General features: G+C 41.8%; 17 protein-coding genes. 5 read left to right on the top strand and 12 right to left on the bottom strand.

Annotated elements, in window-relative coordinates; all coding sequences use genetic code 11:
* Positions 1-572 precede the first annotated feature (572 nt).
* From SLP02_RS22210 to SLP02_RS22200, 3 genes are all read right to left on the bottom strand, one after another.
* Positions 573-893: a dynamin family protein gene (locus SLP02_RS22210; RefSeq protein WP_319422902.1), complete on the bottom strand. Its 321-nt coding sequence runs from the start codon at positions 891-893 to the stop codon at positions 573-575.
* 325 nt (positions 894-1,218) lie between these two features.
* Positions 1,219-1,653: a hypothetical protein gene (locus SLP02_RS22205; RefSeq protein WP_319422901.1), complete on the bottom strand. Its 435-nt coding sequence runs from the start codon at positions 1,651-1,653 to the stop codon at positions 1,219-1,221.
* Positions 1,654-1,768: 115 nt separating this feature from the next.
* Positions 1,769-2,332 carry a thioredoxin family protein gene (locus SLP02_RS22200; protein ID WP_319422900.1) on the bottom strand — a complete coding sequence of 188 codons (564 nt, stop codon included), beginning with the start codon at positions 2,330-2,332 and terminating at the stop codon, positions 1,769-1,771.
* A 62-nt stretch (positions 2,333-2,394) separates the two neighbouring features.
* On the opposite strand from SLP02_RS22200, the gene SLP02_RS22195 reads away from it, so the two are divergent.
* Positions 2,395-2,799: an NIL domain-containing protein gene (locus SLP02_RS22195; protein ID WP_319422899.1), complete on the top strand. Its 405-nt coding sequence runs from the start codon at positions 2,395-2,397 to the stop codon at positions 2,797-2,799.
* Positions 2,800-2,819: 20 nt separating this feature from the next.
* On the opposite strand, the gene SLP02_RS22190 is transcribed toward SLP02_RS22195, so the two are convergent.
* The 3 genes from SLP02_RS22190 to SLP02_RS22180 form a co-directional block, all read right to left on the bottom strand.
* On the bottom strand, positions 2,820-3,485 hold the full coding sequence (locus SLP02_RS22190) for an HAD-IA family hydrolase (protein ID WP_319422898.1): 666 nt from the start codon (positions 3,483-3,485) through the stop codon (positions 2,820-2,822).
* A 51-nt stretch (positions 3,486-3,536) separates the two neighbouring features.
* Positions 3,537-4,469, bottom strand: a complete 933-nt coding sequence (queG, locus tag SLP02_RS22185) for a tRNA epoxyqueuosine(34) reductase QueG (RefSeq protein WP_319422897.1) — start codon at positions 4,467-4,469, stop codon at positions 3,537-3,539.
* A gap of 231 nt (positions 4,470-4,700) precedes the next feature.
* A complete protein-coding gene (locus SLP02_RS22180; protein WP_319422648.1) occupies positions 4,701-5,117 on the bottom strand; it encodes a four helix bundle protein in 417 nt (138 codons plus the stop codon).
* 306 nt (positions 5,118-5,423) lie between these two features.
* Between SLP02_RS22180 and SLP02_RS22175 the strand changes: the two genes are divergently transcribed.
* Positions 5,424-5,765, top strand: coding sequence for a hypothetical protein (locus SLP02_RS22175; protein ID WP_319422896.1), 342 nt, complete (start codon positions 5,424-5,426; stop codon positions 5,763-5,765).
* 1 nt (position 5,766) lies between these two features.
* Here SLP02_RS22175 and SLP02_RS22170 read toward each other — a convergent pair whose 3' ends face one another.
* A complete protein-coding gene (locus tag SLP02_RS22170) occupies positions 5,767-6,387 on the bottom strand; it encodes an alpha/beta hydrolase (protein WP_319422895.1) in 621 nt (206 codons plus the stop codon).
* Between the two features lie 289 nt (positions 6,388-6,676).
* Between SLP02_RS22170 and SLP02_RS22165 the strand changes: the two genes are divergently transcribed.
* On the top strand, positions 6,677-10,435 hold the full coding sequence (locus tag SLP02_RS22165) for a beta strand repeat-containing protein (RefSeq protein ID WP_319422894.1): 3,759 nt from the start codon (positions 6,677-6,679) through the stop codon (positions 10,433-10,435).
* Between the two features lie 83 nt (positions 10,436-10,518).
* Here the strand turns inward: SLP02_RS22165 and SLP02_RS22160 are convergent, their stop codons facing one another.
* The 5 genes from SLP02_RS22160 to SLP02_RS22140 form a co-directional block, all read right to left on the bottom strand.
* Positions 10,519-11,160 (bottom strand): cyclase family protein, encoded by a 642-nt coding sequence (locus SLP02_RS22160; protein WP_319422893.1) that lies wholly within the window; start codon positions 11,158-11,160, stop codon positions 10,519-10,521.
* Positions 11,161-11,188: 28 nt separating this feature from the next.
* On the bottom strand, positions 11,189-12,256 hold the full coding sequence (locus SLP02_RS22155) for a two pore domain potassium channel family protein (RefSeq protein WP_319422892.1): 1,068 nt from the start codon (positions 12,254-12,256) through the stop codon (positions 11,189-11,191).
* Positions 12,257-12,297: 41 nt separating this feature from the next.
* Positions 12,298-14,586: a catalase/peroxidase HPI gene (katG, locus tag SLP02_RS22150; RefSeq protein ID WP_319422891.1), complete on the bottom strand. Its 2,289-nt coding sequence runs from the start codon at positions 14,584-14,586 to the stop codon at positions 12,298-12,300.
* A gap of 835 nt (positions 14,587-15,421) precedes the next feature.
* Positions 15,422-16,483, bottom strand: a complete 1,062-nt coding sequence (hemE, locus tag SLP02_RS22145; protein ID WP_319422890.1) for a uroporphyrinogen decarboxylase — start codon at positions 16,481-16,483, stop codon at positions 15,422-15,424.
* A 179-nt stretch (positions 16,484-16,662) separates the two neighbouring features.
* Positions 16,663-17,142, bottom strand: a complete 480-nt coding sequence (locus tag SLP02_RS22140) for a DUF4079 domain-containing protein (RefSeq protein ID WP_319422889.1) — start codon at positions 17,140-17,142, stop codon at positions 16,663-16,665.
* A gap of 229 nt (positions 17,143-17,371) precedes the next feature.
* Here SLP02_RS22140 and SLP02_RS22135 point away from each other — a divergent pair, with 229 nt between their 5' ends.
* Together SLP02_RS22135 and SLP02_RS22130 are read left to right on the top strand one after the other, a co-directional pair.
* Positions 17,372-18,322 carry a S66 peptidase family protein gene (locus SLP02_RS22135; RefSeq protein WP_413467415.1) on the top strand — a complete coding sequence of 317 codons (951 nt, stop codon included), beginning with the start codon at positions 17,372-17,374 and terminating at the stop codon, positions 18,320-18,322.
* Positions 18,323-18,366: 44 nt separating this feature from the next.
* Positions 18,367-18,594 carry an indolepyruvate ferredoxin oxidoreductase subunit alpha gene (locus SLP02_RS22130; RefSeq protein ID WP_319422887.1) on the top strand — a complete coding sequence of 76 codons (228 nt, stop codon included), beginning with the start codon at positions 18,367-18,369 and terminating at the stop codon, positions 18,592-18,594.
* Positions 18,595-18,700 lie beyond the last annotated feature (106 nt).

The following is an 18,700-nucleotide window of genomic DNA, read 5'->3' as shown; positions in this document are numbered from 1 at the left end:
CGTATGAGGTACAAAAAATCTTTCTTCCTTCTTCCTTCAAACTTCTTCCTTCAAACTTCGTAAACAGCTACTTCCTCCTACATGCGGACAAGTCCTTTGTTCCACTATAGTTGCAAGCCCCGTCGTTCACGATCGCTCTTAGTTTGGTAGAGGTACCAGGGCTTCGCCCTACACGATGCGAAGCATCGAAGTCGTCCGAAGGACGGACGATCTGGGCGATAGCCCTGTGTATGAGGTATGAAGGCGCGAAGTATGAGGTGTGAGGTATGAGCTACAAAAAATCCTTCCCGAATTCCGAATTCTTCCTTCTTCCTTCAAACTTCAAACTTCAAACTTCGTATGAGGTACAAGCCCTCGAACAAACTTGAAACTTCGCGCCTTCATACTTCTGTCTTCAAACTTCTATTGACTCATCCATTGATTCAAGGCATTGTAGAGACGGGAGTTTTGATTCACAGTATTCTGAAATTATGAGTGGTATCTAATCTCAGAGTGCTGACTCCCCTTGCTTTGTGTCAATCCCTCAACTCTTTACTGAATCTCTATTCTCAGGTTTTTCTCTTCATCTTTTGTCAGTCAACCAGATGCCTAATAGTTAGTATTCCCCCACTCATTTCTCCTGCTTCAATAGGGGCAATTTTACGTCCAATTAGAGCATTAACAATGGTTGATTTGCCCGAAGAAATTGTACCAATAGTTGCAATAGTAAAATTAGGATTGGCTAATCTAGTTACTGATTCTTCGTAAGCCTGTCTAAACTTTGATAAAGAATCTTGAATATTCGGACTCTCTAAAATATCTGCGTGATTTTGAGCCAAGTCAGCAATACCGTTGCCTAATTGTTTCAAGCGATCGCGAACTTGCTCAAAAATACCGTTAATTTCTGTTGTCATGTATTTATGGTGCGAGAATTGAACACAGCCTTACCCAAAGGCTATATTTATATTCTTCCCAAACAACTAGTGAAAATTAAAAGCTACATTGTTAGATAGTGAAGATATGGCAAAAAGTAATAATTATATAACTATGCAACAGCAGTGCTTACAGCAAACAAAACATTATGAATTACTCACGGCAATATTATGCTTCCTCATGAAGTGAAGTCATAAAAATTGCTCAACGTAATAATAGGCATTCTCCGAGCTTATTGTGGCAGAGTTATGCTTCCGCTTATGGCAAAGTTATCCTTCTAGTCACACAAACGCTACTAGCCAACTTTTAGATCCAATCCTCATCGTCATTATCAAGATCGCTTTGTTGAGATGAACTTTGACTGTAGGTAGAAGATATTGGGGTTTGTGCCGATGTATCTTCAGGGTTATCAAAGTTTTCTGCTTCTAAATCTTCATCATCAAAATCATCTGTTTGCTGCTGATATACATCATTATCAACTGACTTAAAAGTAGGCTCTGGCAGTAGATCTGCTGGCTTATTGCCGTCTATTTCCACAACAGTCAAATCGTCAATATAAGTCAAGAAGATATTCCCTTGAACATCACAAACCGTTGCTGAACAGGATACCTCAGATTTGGATTTTTCTTGGGCAAATAGTTCACTAATAAAACGAGACGGATTAACTTTATCAACTTCCCCATTTATGCCCAACAAAATATACTCATTTCCTGTTCTTCTATGCTTAACAATTGTGGTCATTTTTTTGGCAATTATTATTATTATTAAAATCTGAGTTGAGATTATTTCTAGGCTCTAGGCTCTGAGCTTTTAAATATCTACTTATTACTCCCTGCGGGGGGTACCCCTTGGCTACCTATTTAACATCCGCACCATGACTGCGAGGATCGCTATTGTCGGTAACCGTAACTTTTGATTCTACTTGCGAAATTTGACCTCGGTTATTAGCGTAAGGAATAGGATTGTTAGCAATTAGAGCATCTAAATCAGCCTCTAAAATTCCGCGGGGTTGTTCTCCTATAGATTCGGCGATCGCTTTTCCCTCATTATCCATAAATACAAAGTGAGGAATACCATCAATTCGGTAACGGAGCATTTCTGGCAGCCATTTGGTATTATCTACATTAAGCATCACAAAATTAACGCGATCGCCATAAGCCTGTTTTATTTGTCCCAAATCCGAGGCCATCGCCTGACAACTAGTACACCAATCTGCGTAAAACTCCGTCAGGGTAGGTTTATTATTGTTTAGAGCCACGTCTAAAGAAGTAGATTTTTTCACCTGGGACTCTAAAGATAAAGAACTAGTTTCAGTTTGCAAACCGAAGAACAAAGCAACGCTCAAGACCACTGCTGCGATCGCTATGACTATATTTCTGACAGAATTGTTAGTATTTGGTTCTAGCTGTGTTTCGCTCATTATTAAACTCAGAGATATTATATATTCGCGTTTCTTATTCTATCTATAATCTATAACTCTCCATGAAAAAACGGGTAACGATAACTTTTCCTAAAACGGCGGTGCAAATTCCCATTACCTATCGTTTAGCCAAGGACTTTAATGTGGCTGCCAATATTATCCGCGCTCAGGTTGCCCCTAACCAAATGGGTAAGTTAGTTGTTGAATTGCAGGGAGACATCGACCAAATTGACGCTGCCATCGAGTGGATGAGAATGCGAGACATCAATGTATTTTCTGCCATTGGCGAGATTATAATAGATGAAAAAAGCTGTGTAGACTGTGGTTTATGTACGGGAGTATGTCCTACCCAGGCTTTGGTATTAAATCCAGAGACATTTAGATTAGAATTCAAGCGATCGCGCTGCATCGTTTGTGAACAGTGCATTCCTACTTGTCCTGTAGCTGCCATCTCCACTAATCTTTAAGTTATTCTTGCCCACAACAGCTATTTAGCAATAATTTTTGTACCTTGAAAATGATATAGCTCGATCGCTTTAAGCAATTCTTGAGGGCTATCGACTAAACAGTCAGGTTGATAGTCTAGAAGTATTTCTCTAGAATTAAAGCCCCAACCAACAGATATTATACCAATATGACTTTTGCGAGCCGATCTAATATCTCTGGTTTCATCTCCCACATAAATCACCTTAGATCTATCCAAATTATTAGCTTTAATTACTTGGTTAATTATTCGATGTTTACCAAAGATAGAGGTGCTGGAATAAATATAGCTAAAAAGAGAATTTAATTTGTTCTTGTCTAAAAACGTCTCGACATTTTCTTTGATATTTGAAGTTACAATACCTAAAATATATCCTCTGTCTTGTAGTTCAAATAATGTCTGGGTCATATCGGTAATTGGCAATAGTTCGGCAATTTCTTTGCTTAATTCGGCTCTAATTCTTCTAACCAAAAAAGGTAGTTTAAATATAGATATTTCTGAACGCTTAACTATTTCGCGAGAGCTTAAGTTTTTAATTAATAACAACTCTTCTTGAGCTAAAGCTTTATAACCAAATTCCGTAGACAAGTTGTTGGTAATATCAACAATTGCCTGATATGTATCAGCGATCGTACCGTCAAAATCAAATAAAATTACCTTAGCAGACATTAAATTAAAATTATTAAAAATATATTGTATTAGGTGATTTTCAAGAAACAATTAACTTTCTTCATTTAGATTAGCACGGGCATTCCGTCGCCACATATTAGGCTTAATTCTTCTCAAGGCAGAAGCACGAAATCGCCGATCCCATTCTACTTCAGAAATAGATGCTAATTCATTTAATTGAGGTCGAATATTATCAGGATAAGGCTGAAAATCATTAATGTTTGTTGACTGAGCAAAACGCTGATTCCAGGGACAAACATCTTGACAGATATCACAACCAGCTACCCAACCTGATAAATTATTAGCGATCGCCTGAGGTAATTCTGGCTCACGGTTTTCAATTGTATGATAAGCAATACAGCGATTAGCGTCTACTACATAAGGTGTAACAATAGCCTGAGTGGGACAAGCTTCTAAGCAGCGAGTACAGGTACCACAATGATTGGTATGGGCTGTATCTGGAGTTAATTCTAAATTAGTTAACACTTCACCCAAAAACATCCAGCTACCGTATTTTGGGCTGATTAGATTACCATTTTTAGCAATCCAACCCAAGCCCGCCCGTTGCGCCCAAACCTTATCCTGTACAGGGGCAGTATCTACATAGTAGCGAGTAATAATCGACTCATCTTGCGATCGCAACCAGTTGTTTAAAGCCTTAAGCTTTTTGCCCATAACCTTGTGATAGTCTCGACCCCAGCCATAGCGAGAAATCTTGCCTACCTGTGGATCGTTAGAGTGTTGATGAGGAGTATAGTAATTAAGAGCAACAGCAATAAGCGATTTTACCTGGGGCAGACAGCAACGAATATCTTCTCTTTTTGGGCTTGCCATCCATGCCATGTCAGCTTGATAGCCCAAATCTAACCAGTTTTTAAGATGTGCCACCGCATTATCTTGATGGTTGTCTATCGAGGCAATACCCACCAAATGAAATCCGATCTCCATGGCGGCAGCTTTAATTTGGGAGCTATCTAAGGGCATTTCATACTAAATCCTGTTCAAGTAGATTACTTAACTATTAGGTGGTGGGTAGTTTTCTTTGACTACAAACGACTAACTACGAACCAATACTGTTCGGTCAGTCTTTTAAGTTATTTCATCCGCCCCCTAAATCCCCCAACTTTGGGGTAGGGCTGTTTCATTCTTGTTAAATAAAGAGAAATAGGGAGTTAGGGAAATAGGGGATTGGGGAAAAGAGAAAATACTAATAATTTAGTTCTTCTTTAATAACCATTTATCAGCACTATTCGTCATAACGACAATTAATCCTAAAATCTGATTATATTGGCTATAAAGTTCTCTTCCCTTATCTAAATCCAAGTATTGGCATTTAACCGCAAACTTCAGCCAGACTTGAGTTTCGGCTGCTTCAGCTTCGGCATCATTGAGTTTAGATAAAAAAGAACCTTTATAGCGTCTCCTACATGCGGGCAAGCCCTTTGTCCATGCTTCGGCTAAATTGGCACATACTGAACGAGAAGAACGTCGAATTTGATCGATTAGAGAATATTTCTCCCCTTTGGGGAAATTTTTAGATAGCTTAAATATTTCCATAGCAGCATCGAAAGCAATTTTATAGACTTCTAAATCTTCATGATTACTAATGAATCTTGGTTTATTTTGCTGCATTTTTATTTCCCTATTCCCCTATCTCCCCAATTCCCCATTATTTTAGAATAATTCTGAGAATGAAACAGCCCTACCAATTCTGGGGGACTTTCACAAATCTAGCTCCCCCAAAGTTGAGCAAGGAAGCTTGGCGAGGTTTCCTCGCCTAAAGCAAGTCTTGCTGTTGGGGGCTGGGGGGCTTAACCGAACGGTATTGAACTACGAACTACAAATTAAATATTTAAACTTGCTCAAAAAGGAACATATTTAAGACAAAAAACATCTATTATTTCTCTTGCAGTCTTATCTAATCATATCGCGATCGCTATGCAGTATTTTTACTCCTCTTTATTAACCTTATCTTTACTTGCCATAGGCAATGTGGCAGTTGCCTATGGCAAGATATCTCCTCAACCAGAAAATAAATATTCCCCTGAATTTATCCAGAATTATAATCAGGAATGTCTGCAAACTTCTCAAGGACAAGGATTAGAAAAGCCAGAAGCCAAACAACTTTGCAACTGCACCATCAAGGAGTTTCAGCGACAGTATAGCCAAGCAGAGTTTATACAGTTGACTAACAACTCGGCAAAGGATCAAACCGCAGAGACTGCTTTGGTTGAGGTTGGACAACTTTGTTTTGAAAAGATTTTATATGAGCAACAGTAGTTTATTTTAAAACCTCGTTAGTAATGAACTGTTTAAATAAAGCGATCGCCTCATCTTTAACTTCGTGAGCCATATCAAACTCTTGATACTGCACCAAAACACCAATCTTAGTTAACTCCTCCTTAGCTTTTATGGCGGCTTCAACTGGGACAACAAGATCTTGACTGCCGTGAATAATCATCGTTGGCGGAAAAATCTTGTTTTCTTGAGGTTGAGGCTGATAGTGTAAATAACCGCTAAAGCTACACAAGGCAGCAAAAGGAAGAGTTAAGCCCACATCTAAAGTCATTGCTCCTCCTTGAGAAAAGCCCGCCAGAATTGTTCTATTTAAAGGTACTCCCGTAGAAACTTCTAGAGACAGAAGCCATTCACGCAATAGCTTTCTACTTTCAGCTAAACCAGTAAATTCTTTATTTTCTAAGGCATACCAAGATTTCCCTCCAGGCACTTGAAAATGATCGAAAGGAGCATTGGGAAACATATAGCCAAAATCAGGCAAATTAAGCACTTTGGCAAAAGGAACAAAATCTTGATAATTAGCTCCCCAGCCGTGCAGCACAACTAGTAGATAAATTGGTCTTTCGCCATTGGGCATGGCAGAAATAGCTTCGATGTTTGGCATTATGAATAGTGGCAGAGCTGCACATAATTATTATCTCGACAACTTTCAGCATATAACTTTTCCTTCTCTAATGCTTCATCAAAACTTGATAAATCAAATTGTACTTCATTAAAACTTCATGTCTTTAAGATTAGTTTGCGCTACAATCGAATTACGCTTAAATTGATAGCATAGGGAACAAATAATAATGCCGTTTCTATTTGCTATTTAGTGAGTTCGATTACTTTTCCTTGCTCTATTGATACTTCAATAGGCAAGTTTACTGTTGAATTTTTGGAGAATAAAAGCCATGAATCAAGATTTTATAGTTTCAACCTTAGTCGATGAAAATGATGGTGATTTTAGCGCGGGTGATCTGTCCTTAAGAGAAGCGATCGCACGAGCTAATGACAATGAAGGTGAAGACACGATCTCTTTCGACTCTAGTTTAAGCGGTGGCACAATTGCGATCGATGAATCTTTAGAACGTGATTTAAATATAAATGATTCGGTTACGATCGATGGCTTGGGTCAAGACAGCTTGACTCTAAACGGTGGCTTTATCTTTGACGTTGCCGAATCAGATATCGATCTAGAAATTGATGGATTGAACTTAGTTGGAGGCAAAATAGACAGCTTTGGCGACTTAAGTTTGACCGATAGCGCTATTAGTCAAACCATTGCTCGTTCGGGTTCTTCGGACAATAGTTCGATTATAAGTAGAGGAACACTATTTATTAGCGATTCTACTATTAAAGATAATAGTGGTGGTGACAACATTGGAATTTTGATTGAATCGGGAATAGCCAACATCGAACGTAGTACGATCGCTAACAATGAGGGCGTATTAGGCGGTTCGGGAATTCTCATACTTACCGACGATACGGTAAACATTAGAAATAGCACGATTGTTAACAATCAAAACAGATTTGTGGGCGGTATTGCTAATGCTGGTGGTAGTGACAGAGTTAATATTCTTAGCAGTACCATAACCGATAATAATGGCGGTTTGGGTAGTGGAGGCATCCAGAATTCTTCAGGTACAGTCACCGTAACCAGCACCGTCCTGGCTAATAATACTGGTGGTGGTTTTATTGGCGATATTTTTGGTGATGGTGAATTCATCAGTGGCGGTAATAACTTAATTAGTAATGGCGATGACGCTACTGGTTTTGTCGATGGAGTCAATGGCGATCTGGTTGGTAGTAACGGTGACGATCCTGGTAACCCACAAACCGAGTTATTAATCGACCCACAACTAGGCGAACTACAAGACAACGGCGGTTCAACTGAAACACTGGCACTACTTGATGGTTCTCCTGCGCTCGATGCAGGCAGCGACCCGACTAATTTAAGCACAGATCAGCGAGGAGGGGGTTTTCCACGCAGAGTAGGCAGTAGTCCTGATATTGGTGCTTTTGAAGTTCAAGAAAACGATGGCGGAGAAGTTCCTATCGATTTAGTTGTTTCAACCTTAGTCGATGAGAACGATGGAGATTTTAGCGCGGGCGATCTATCTTTAAGAGAAGCGATCGCGCAAGCTAAATTAGGTAATACTATTACCTTCGATCAAAGTCTAAGCGGTGGCACAATTACCTTAACCCAGGGTGAATTGGCGATCGATAAAAGCCTAACTATTAATGGTTTGGGTGCAGAGAACATCATTATTGATGGAGGCGGTTCTGACAATTTTTTTGATGGTATTCGCGTCTTTAACATCAATGATAATTCTGATGCTGAGTCACAAGTTGTGATTAACGACTTGACCATCACGGGAGGTGGTGCTTTTGTAGGTAGAACTGATAAACCATCTGGTGCTGGTATATATAATACGGAAAATTTAGAAATTAACAACGCTATTATCCGTGATAATACTGCCGATCTTAGGGGCGGAGGAATCTTCTCTGAAGGTACACTAACCGTTAAGAACTCTGCTATCTATAATAACTCTGCTCAACGTCGTGGTGCTCCTGGTGGAGGAATTGCCAACGCTGGTACGGCAACGATCGTTCAAAGCACGATCGCCAATAATAATGTTGACGCGCGTTCACCTGGCGGTGGAATCTGTAATGAAGGAAATTTGACTGTTAGTAACAGTACTGTTAGTGGTAATAGCGATGGTATTGACAATAATGGTGAAGCTACACTTGTCAGTACTATAGTTGCAGGTAATTCTAATAATAGCGATCTACAAGGAGACGATATTATCAGTGGTGGTAATAACCTGATTGGTGGCGAAGCTACATCATCCCTGGATATTGGTCAGGTGGGAGGTTTAGCTAATATTGAAGATAGCGACATTGTAGGTACAGCAGATAATTCCATCGATCCACAACTCGGAGAATTACAAAACAATGGTGGTGCTACTCCCACTCAAGCACTGCAAAAAGGTTCTCCAGCTATTGATGCAGGTAGTAATCCTAACAACTTAGAAACAGATCAGCGAGGAGAAGGCTTTAACCGTACTGTCGGCAACGGTACTGACATTGGTGCTTATGAAGTGCAAGATGGTAATGGTGGACAAACTCCTACAGATCTAGTTGTCTCAACCTTAGTCGATGAAAACGATGGGGATTTTAGCGCAGGAGATCTATCTTTAAGAGAAGCAATCGCATTATCCAATAAACAAGAAGGCAAAGATACGATTATCTTTGACTCAGGATTAAGCGGTGGCACAATTGCTTTGGCAGAATCTCAAGAGCGCGATCTAAATATCAGTGACTCGGTTTCCATTGACGGTTTGGGTCAAGATAATCTAACTTTAGACGGTGGCTTTATCTTTGATATTGCTAATGCTGATACTAATGTTGCTATTGATGGTTTAAATCTCACTGGCGGTAAAATTGACAGCTCTGGTAATTTAACTCTGGCTGACAGCACTATTAGTCATACAATTAGCCGTCCTGGTTCTTCAGACAATAGCGCGATTATTAGTCGAGGCACAACCACTATCAGCGACTCTACTATAAGTGATAATAATGGCGGTGGTAATGTCGGCATTTTGGTTGAATCAGGAACAACTAACATTGAACGCAGTACAATTGCTAATAATCAAGCCGTTCAAGCTCAATCAGGAATTATTGTTCGTAGTGATGCCACGGTAAATGTTAGCAACAGTACAATTGCCAACAACCAAGGCAGATCTAACGCAGGTATCGAGAATGCTGGTACGGCTGAGATTTCCAACACTACTATAGCCAACAATACTGGTGGTTTAGGAGCAGGGGGTTTGATTAACTTCAATGATGCTAATGCTACGGTAACTAGTAGTATTATCGGCAACAGCAATCTTAAGAGTACTCCTATTGGAGATGTATCTGGCAATGGAAAGTTTACTAGTGGTGGCAATAATTTAATTAGCAACGGTGATGATGCCACAGGTTTTGTTGATAGCGATATTGTAGGTACTCTCGATAACCCTATCAATCCACAATTAGGAGAACTACAAAATAACGGCGGTGCAACTGAGACTTTTGCTTTACTAAATGGTAGTTCTGCAATTGATGCAGGTAGTAATCCTAATAATCTAGAAACCGATCAGCGGGGAGAAGGCTTTAATCGCACTGTCGGCAACGGTACTGATATTGGTGCTTATGAAGTTCAAGAGGTAGTAGACAATTCTGCAACCGAGGGTAACGATACTCTCATAGGTACAGATGGCAACGATCTTATTAGTGGTTTAGGAGGAGACGATTTAATTCTTGGCAAGGATGGTCATGATTCTCTTAATGGTAATGATGGTAAAGATATTATTTTTGGGGACGGGGGAGATGACTTAATTTGTGGTGGTAACGGCAGTGATTTGCTCTTTGGTGGAGAAGGAAACGACACTATCGACGGTGGCGCAGGTAAAGATATTATTTTTGGAGGAGGCGGTAACAACACAATTGTTGATAGCTCAGGAAAAGATATTATTATCGATAATTTGAAGGATGGGATGCTAATCAACGGACAACAAATTGGTTCTTTTTTGGAAAACTATGGTCAAGATCTGTTTTCCTCAAATAACTTTGACGTTCAAAGTAGCATTGCTGAAGTTGCTTATAACAGCGATTTGCTTGTTTTTTAGGTAAGAATGATTGAATAGAAAAAGCGATCGCTTAAAACTAACTAGCGATCGCTTTTTTTTTAACATTAAAAATTTTTAAATGTTCATATGGGTCGCAAGATTGCCCTAGCCAAACCACCATCCCCATCTTTTAGCTTAATAGGTAAACAAATAAGCTCATATTCTCCAGGTTCTACCTGAGATAAATCCAGCCCTTCAATTGCCCAGATACCAGAACCTAATAAAGCGTGATGCACCTCAATTACATTACCTTGATAGCCACCAACAGAAAGATAGTCTACTCCAACAGTGCGAACTTTTTTCTCAGCTAAATATTGTGCTGCGCCCGTGGAGATATGCACAAAGTCTTCTACAAATCGATCGGATTTGAGAGCGCGATCGCTATTTATAGTTTTAAATAATATTCTTTCTCCCGCCTGAATATTGTGAGGCTCGATTTCTGCTACCTTAATTTGTTGAGGATCTTTAATCTCAATCACTCTGGCTTTACCAATGGTAGCGTCCAGAGGCATTTGATCGATACCCATCCCGCCTTTAATGAAGTGATTAATACCGTCTACGTGCGTTCCTGTATGCGTCCCAATCGTCAGCTTAGAAACATTGCATACATCTCCATGAGCCAAACATTGGCTAGGTTCAATATTTATAGGCGGATTGTCGGGCCAGTAAGGCATTCCTGGATGAATGCTTAAAGAAATATCAATCCAGCTATTTGATTTGCTCATAGTTTGGTTTATGTTTGAGAGTTATCATTTAATGTAAAACTAAATCATTCATTTCGGTTTCATCATCTAAGTTTGTAGCTCTATTGGTTGTAAGACTAGAAGCTATAGCATCCCAAGTCCAGCCATCATTTTTGATTAAAGCCACCAGTAATCTACGTCGATGATTGATATGGCTAGTAGCTTCGATAAAATTGCGATCGCTCACCGTAGGAATACCTCGATCTCGGAGTAATTCTAGAGGAGTTGAAGCAGGTTCGTGGTTACTGGGTTCGAGATATGCCGACTTTAGGGTGTTTAGGAAAGCTGCACTAGCACGACGAGCAGGGCTTAACGCTGCGGGATCTGGTTTACAATTGGCTGGTAAAGCATACTGCAACAAGGTCATCGCCTCATCAAAAGCTGCAATACTCAAAGGAAGACAGCGCGATCGCTCACTGGTGTGAAAATAATATAAAATTGGGTAGGTTAGATGTTTTTCTCCCATTTCAGCAATCATGGGCGTAAGAGAAATCAGATGTTGATCTAAATTTCCAAAATCACTACCATTCCAGGCTTTAGTCAGTATTTCATCTGCTGTACCTCCTAAAGAGGAAATGTAAACTGCTAAAGTTCTTTGCTCAGTCAAAGCCGAAACTACAGGGAAGAAATAGGCGATCGATAGAGTTACTAAGAAAAATCCGTTAGCTGCTGCCAAACCTGTAAAAAGATGCCAGACTAAACCTCCAGCCAGGTAGTCCCCTCGTCCCAAAGTAGTAATAGTATAAATAGTAAAATAAATCCTACCCCAAGTACTTGCTGGTTCTTTGTTCGAGGAAGTGAGTACAGCATTGTCAAAAGAACAAAAAACTAGCGACCAAGATACCCAAGTCAAGAAGAACCAGGAAACAGCCATACCAACAATTATTAGCAATCCAACCCCTGCTAATAACTTGTGATTTTGTTTAGCTTTGTGCAGCTTAATTGCCCAATGCCATATCCAAGAAGAAAAGCGATTAGTCAAAAAACCACCACCCTTTAAAGTAAGGGTGGTTAATAATACATCTGAAGATGTAACTGCTAATAAAGCAAAACCCAAAATTAACAGCAAAACTGACATGATACTTCCCTTAATGTAACAACCAATACAACAATCGCAGCTTAACCGCGAACGTCGAAGCGATCGAGCATCATCACCTTGTTCCAGGCTGCAACGAAGTCCTTGACCATAAGCTCGTGACCGTCATCAGCGCCATAGACTTCAGCGACTTGACGAAGCTCCGCGTTCGAACCGAAGATGAGATCGCAGCGTGTCGCCGTGAACTTCGTTTCGCCCGTTTGGCGATCGCAGATGTCAAAGAGCATCTCGCGATTGTCAATCGGCTTCCACTCGTAGTCCATGCTAGTCAGGACACGGAAAAAATCGTTGGTCAAGACACCAGGGCGATCGGTGAAGATACCGTGCTTTGAATGATCCCAATTCTGATCGAGAGCGCGAAGTCCGCCGACAAGAACTGTCCATTCAGGCGCGGTCAGCGTGAGGAGCTGCGCGCGATCGAGGAAGATACGCTCCGCCTTTACTTTATAGCCAACGGCCTCATTGTGATAATTTCTGAAGCCGTCCGAGACTGGCTTCAGCCATTCAAAGCTTTCAACATCTGTTAGCTCTTGAGTTGTATCCATCCGACCCGGAGTGAAGGGGACAGCAACAGAAAGCCCAGCGTCTTGCGCGGCTTTCTCAATCGCAGCACAGCCTCCAAGGATAATCAGATCCGCCATCGAGACTTTTTTGCTGCCTGACTGAGCGCCGTTAAAGTCCGCCTGAATTTGCTCGAGGGTCGATAGAACTTCGCCAAGTTCCTGCGGGCGGTTCACCTTCCAGTCTTTCTGAGGATCTAAGCCAACGCGCGCCCCATTTGCACCACCACGCTTGTCGGAGTCGCGGTAGTTCGATGCCGATGCCCAAGCAGCCGATACGAACGCCGAAACAGAAAGCCCACTCGCCAAAATCTTGTCCTTAAGAGACTTGATATCAGCGTCGTCAACGACGTCGTGGTCGAGCGCCGGAATCGGATCTTGCCAGGGCAGATCTTCCGCTGCGACTTCCGGGCCAAGATAGCGCGTTTTTGGTCCCATGTCTCGATGGGTCAGCTTATACCAGGCGCGAGAGAAGGCATCGCCAAAGTAATCAAAGTCATTTAAAAAACGCTGACAGACCTCGTTGTAGGCTGAATCGACTTTTAGCGCAATGTCCGAAGTCATCATCATTAATGCGTGTTCAACGCCTGGCTTGTGAGCGTCTGGCGTCTTCGGCGCATCAAGATTGCTCGGCGTCCACTGAACAGCACCAGATGGACTCTTTGTCTGTTTCCAGTCGTATTTAAAAAGATTTATCAGGTAATTGTTATCCCACTGGGTTGGGTTTGGCGTCCACGATCCTTCAATCCCATTCGTCATCGTATATTCGGCAAACCCAGTGCCTTCGGGGTTTTGCCACCCCATGCCCATCGCCTGAATTGGCGCACCTTCTGGTGCTGGACCGATCTTGTCCGACGAAACCATGCCGTGACTTTTACCAAAGGCATGACCGCCTGCGATTAACGCTACCGTTTCCTCGTCATTCATAGCCATCCGCGCAAACGTCTCGCGAATATCTCGCGCCGAACCGTGAGGGTCACCTTCGCCGTTTGGTCCTTCTGGATTGACGTAAATTAGTGCTTGGTGCGAGGCCGCTAGAGGGTTCTCGAGGTCGTAGTATTCTTCGTCGGGCTTTCCAACCCAGCGAATCTCGCGAGTGACCATCTGATCGGGATGACCAGCATGTACCAGTTCTTTAACTTCTTCAATCGGCTTGCCGTTCCAGAACTCGGATCCCCAGTAGGTAGAGCGATCTGCTTCCCAAGCATCAATGCGACCGCCGCCAAAGCCGAAGGTCTTCAGACCCATGATCTCAAGCGCGCAGTTGCCAGTTAGAACCATTAAATCAGCCCAGCTTAGTGCCGCACCGTATTTCTGCTTGATGGGCCAAAGCAACCGTCGTGATTTATCGGTGTTGCCGTTATCCCACCAGGAATTAATAGGTGCGAAACGCTGCATACCCCGCGCTGCGCCACCACGACCGTCTGCGATTCGGTAGGTGCCTGCGGCGTGCCACGCCATGCGAACCATCTGAGGTCCATAGTTGCCATAGTCGGCTGGCCACCATTCCTTTGAATCGGTTAGCAACGCTTTAATGTCGCTCTTTAGCTGTTTGAAGTCAATCTTCTTGAAGGCTTCCTTGCCATCAAAATCTTGCAGCGGGTTGGCTTGGGGCGAATTTTGGTGAAGCAGCTCGACCTGAAGTCGGTTCGGCCACCAATCATCAGTTTGCGGCTTGGAGCCTAGCGCACCGCCAATGCGGGTTCCACGGAAGGGACATTGTTCAGAAGCGGTGGAAGGGTCATTATTCATTAGGTTCAATCCTTTCTAATAGTTTTCTTTAGTCAAATTGCATTGAGCGCCGCCATTTGCGCCGGTTTGAACGGCGAGTGCGCCTTCATAGCTAAAGTCTTAGCAATCGCTAGATCTGCTGCTACTCCTTTCTAAGGACACATTTTTCGGGCGTATTTATCGTCTGCGGTTCGTCGTAAGAATTACTCCCAGGAGTAATTCAAATTAGAATCGACTTAATCGGTCAATGTTTCTTGATTATTATCTACTGCGATAAATTTTTCTCTCTAAAAGCGATCGTCTTGCTTACTATTCTATCTAAATACTAATTAAATAACCTAAGTGAAAGCGTCTAACTCCAAATAGATAGAGACTTTTTAGTGCGCTCTCTTTGAGAATAGAATTTAGTATAGTTGGAACACTCAGGGCAGTTGGGACAGTTAGACGAGCGACCCCCGCGCATGGTTCGACAGTACATGCGGACAGGCCCTTTGTTTCAACAGCGCGATACATGCGGGCAAGCGCGAAGAGCGAAGCGAGGCGGTCTTTGCTGCACGGAAATGAGAGAAGACCCCGCGTCGACGCAAGGCGCGTCTTGAAAAAGTTGTTCATGGGGGAAACCCCCGCCGTGAGAGTGGAACAAGCCCCCTAAACGGGGGCGTTTCCTCTCACAAAGACCACACTTTTCCGCAAGGGAATGCTGACCTAGCAAGGGAATGCGCGAGGGGAGCAGTTAGAAATAAGACTCAGTGCTAAAAATTAAAACAAGCAAGAGTCTTTATAATTAAAAGATTTCTCTTGCCTGTCTTTGTCTAATCTAATACTTCTAATAATTTATGCCGATCGCTGATAACTACTAAGCATGAGTTAGTAATTGATCTGCTTGTTTAGCTGTTTCAAAGAAATGACGCACATTATCTTCAGGTGTGCCAACTAGTACACCATGTCCCAAATTTAGAATGTGTCCTTGGTTGCCTGCTTTACGGATAGTGTCTAAAATGCGATCGCGAATCAGATCGTGAGAACCATATAGCACCCCAGGGTCAATATTGCCCTGCACCTTCATATCTTTTCCTAGTCTTTGTCTGGCTTCTGCCATATCTACTGTCCAGTCAACGCTAATGATATCTGCACCAGAATTGGTCATGCGCTCTAATAAACCAGCACTACCGCTGACTAAAAGAATCAAAGGGGTGTCAGGATGAGTTTCTTTCACCTTACGAAATACCTGCTGTTGATAAGGCAGCGCAAAGATTTCATAGTCTTGAGGACATAGTTGACCAGCCCAAGAGTCAAACATTTGTACTGCCTGGGCGCCACAGTCAATTTGATAGCAGATATAAGTAGCGATCGCATCAGCCAGCTTGCTCAATAGTTGATGCAAAATAGTCGGGTCGGAAAACGCCATCCCCTTAATGTTGGAGTATGTTTTAGAACCTTTCCCTTCTACGGTATAGGCAGCCAGCGTCCAGGGCGCGCCAACAAAGCCAAGTACAGTGGATTTGTTACCTACTTCAGAGCGCAAACTTTCTAGGATAGTTTTGATAAAAGGTAACGATTCTTCTGGCTGCAAAGGATGTAGCTCATCTATCTGTTTCTGGCTACGAATCGGCGAAGTTATAATTGGACCTTTGCCTTCAGCAATATCCATATCGATCCCTAAGCCTGGCAAAGGAGTAACAATATCTGAAAACATAATTACCCCGTCAGGCTGAAAAGCTTTCCAAGGTTGTAAAGAAATTTCAATGGCTACTTCAGGAATTTCTGAGCGATCGCGAAAGCTGGGATATTTTTCTCTAATATCTCGATATGCTTTCATATATCTACCCGCCTGACGCATCATCCATACAGGCGGACGTTCTAATACTTCGCCACGGGCTGCCCTTAACAACAATGGCGTTTCATTTACTTCGCTCATTTTATAAATTCTCTCTAATCTTTTACTAAAATTTCTTTGGCTAGATCGTAGAATAACATTGGGGCTACCTTGAAAAATATACTGCTAAACTATCTTTACCTTCAATCAAATTCTTTTATTAAATAAAAAATAGACGTAAAATAAATTCTACGTCTCGGAAGTAATATTTACTGCTTTATTTATGACATCATACGGTCTAAAATCTTTTGGACAATTTGCATTCCGCTAATGGCTTGCCAACCAAATAATCCCAACAGCACAATATTAAGCGAAACATGGGTATTGCGAGCCAGACTATTACCCTTTTGCATATAGGGAACTAGTGATGCAGACACAGCAATCAAGCCAGTCATACCCAATCCTGTTAGCAGATGAGGACCAACAAACAGTTTGCCATTATTGATATAGGTGACTGCCATAGCACCTAAACTGCCCAAAATCATGAAAGCCAGAAGAATCGACCCCATTCTGTGGTGTCGTTGAGTAAAGTTTTTCTTGACTAATTCTTTTCTAACTTCTTTGTCAGCACTACGAATTTTAGAACTTTGAACTCCTAAGTACAAAGCGTAAACACTAGTACCCAACAACACCCACATTAGTATAGGATGACCGAACTGCGACCAGGTTTTAATCCCATCAGGAATAGCTTCTAATGCCATTGTGTTCTCCTTTTAACTCAAATAAGCTTCAATTTTAATAAAATTCAACTTAACATATAGTAACTTTATAAAGCTATTGACTACTAAAAGTTATTTGGCTGAATTTGCTTAGATCATAAAATGCTCTGCAAGAGGCATGAGGGATAAAAATACTACAAAATATCTTGGCTTGGCTAATTTGTTTTACATCTTGCAAGCTAAAACTAAAGCAGATGTGTTTAGTTTAGTCATGGAAACATCACCAAAGTCATTGATTAAATCCTGTCAGCTACCACCCTTACTTAAGCCTGGAGATTTAGTTATGGCGATCGCGCCTTCTGGTGCGCTAAAAACAACCGATGCTTTAGCCAAAGGTATCGAAATCTGGCAACAGCGCGGTTATCGAGTAGAATTAGGCAGCAATTATCAATCTTATTCTGGTTATTTAGCAGGAAGCGATCGCCAACGTCGAGAAGATTTAAAAGCAGCTTGGCATAATCCTGAATGTAAAGCCATTCTTTGTATAAGAGGTGGCTATGGTGGGGCAAGATTATTAGAAGATTGGAGTTGGCAACAATCACAATCAAAAATTAAGTGGCTGATTGGATTTTCCGACGTTACTACCCTGTTATGGAGTTTAGCTACAGTAGGTATTTCTGGTCTTCATGCACCAGTACTGACAAGTTTGGCAAGCGAACCAGAATGGGCGATCGCTAGGATGTTTGATTATCTAGAAACAGGTCAGCTTGATGAGTTACAGGGCAAAGGATATGTGGGAGGCAAGGCTTTAGGCAGATTACTGCCAGCAAATTTAACCGTAGCCACCCATCTACTTCAAACGCCTCTTCAGCCAGACTTTGCTGGGGCTATATTAGCCTTGGAAGATGTTACTGAGTATCCTTATCGTATTGATAGAATGTTAACCCAATGGCGCATGATGGGAGTGCTAAAGAAAATTGGCGGCATTGCTTTAGGTCGCTTTAGCCGTTGTGAACCTTATCCAGGGGCTAGTAGTTGGACAGTTGAAGAAGTATTGCGCGATCGCCTGGGAGACTTAAATATTCCTTTGATTTATGATTTGCCGTTTGGACATGATGGGGCAAATGCAGCCTTGCCAGTAGGACAGCCTGTCGAAATAGATGGCGATACGGGTGTCTTAAGCTGGAAAATAAATTCGGCTGAAATTTCCGACACAAAATAAACAGACTAATCTAATATGTAACAGAACTCAAAGGAGAATTCATTTTGTCTCATACTATAGTTACAGAAATTTGCGAAGGGGTTGCTGATTGCGTTGACGCTTGCCCTGTTGCCTGTATTCACGATGGTCCTGGCAAAAATAGCCAAGGATCGGACTGGTATTGGATAGATTTTGCCACCTGTATCGACTGTGGTATCTGTTTACAAGTCTGTCCCATTGAGGGTGCAATACTGCCTGAAGAACGACCAGAACTCCAAAAAACACCGCAGTAAGAGATGAGGGATGAGGAGAGAAGAGCGGGTAAAAAGCTTATCTTTCCCCTGACTCTTTTCTCTTTTGCTAAAAATAACCAAAATGTATTTCTATTTTAAATAGGGG

Source organism: Pleurocapsa sp. FMAR1 (assembly GCF_963665995.1).
In the GTDB taxonomy this organism is placed as follows: domain Bacteria; phylum Cyanobacteriota; class Cyanobacteriia; order Cyanobacteriales; family Xenococcaceae; genus Waterburya.
The sequence above is the reverse complement of the archived record's forward strand: the minus strand, read 5'-3'. Positions and strand labels throughout refer to the sequence as shown.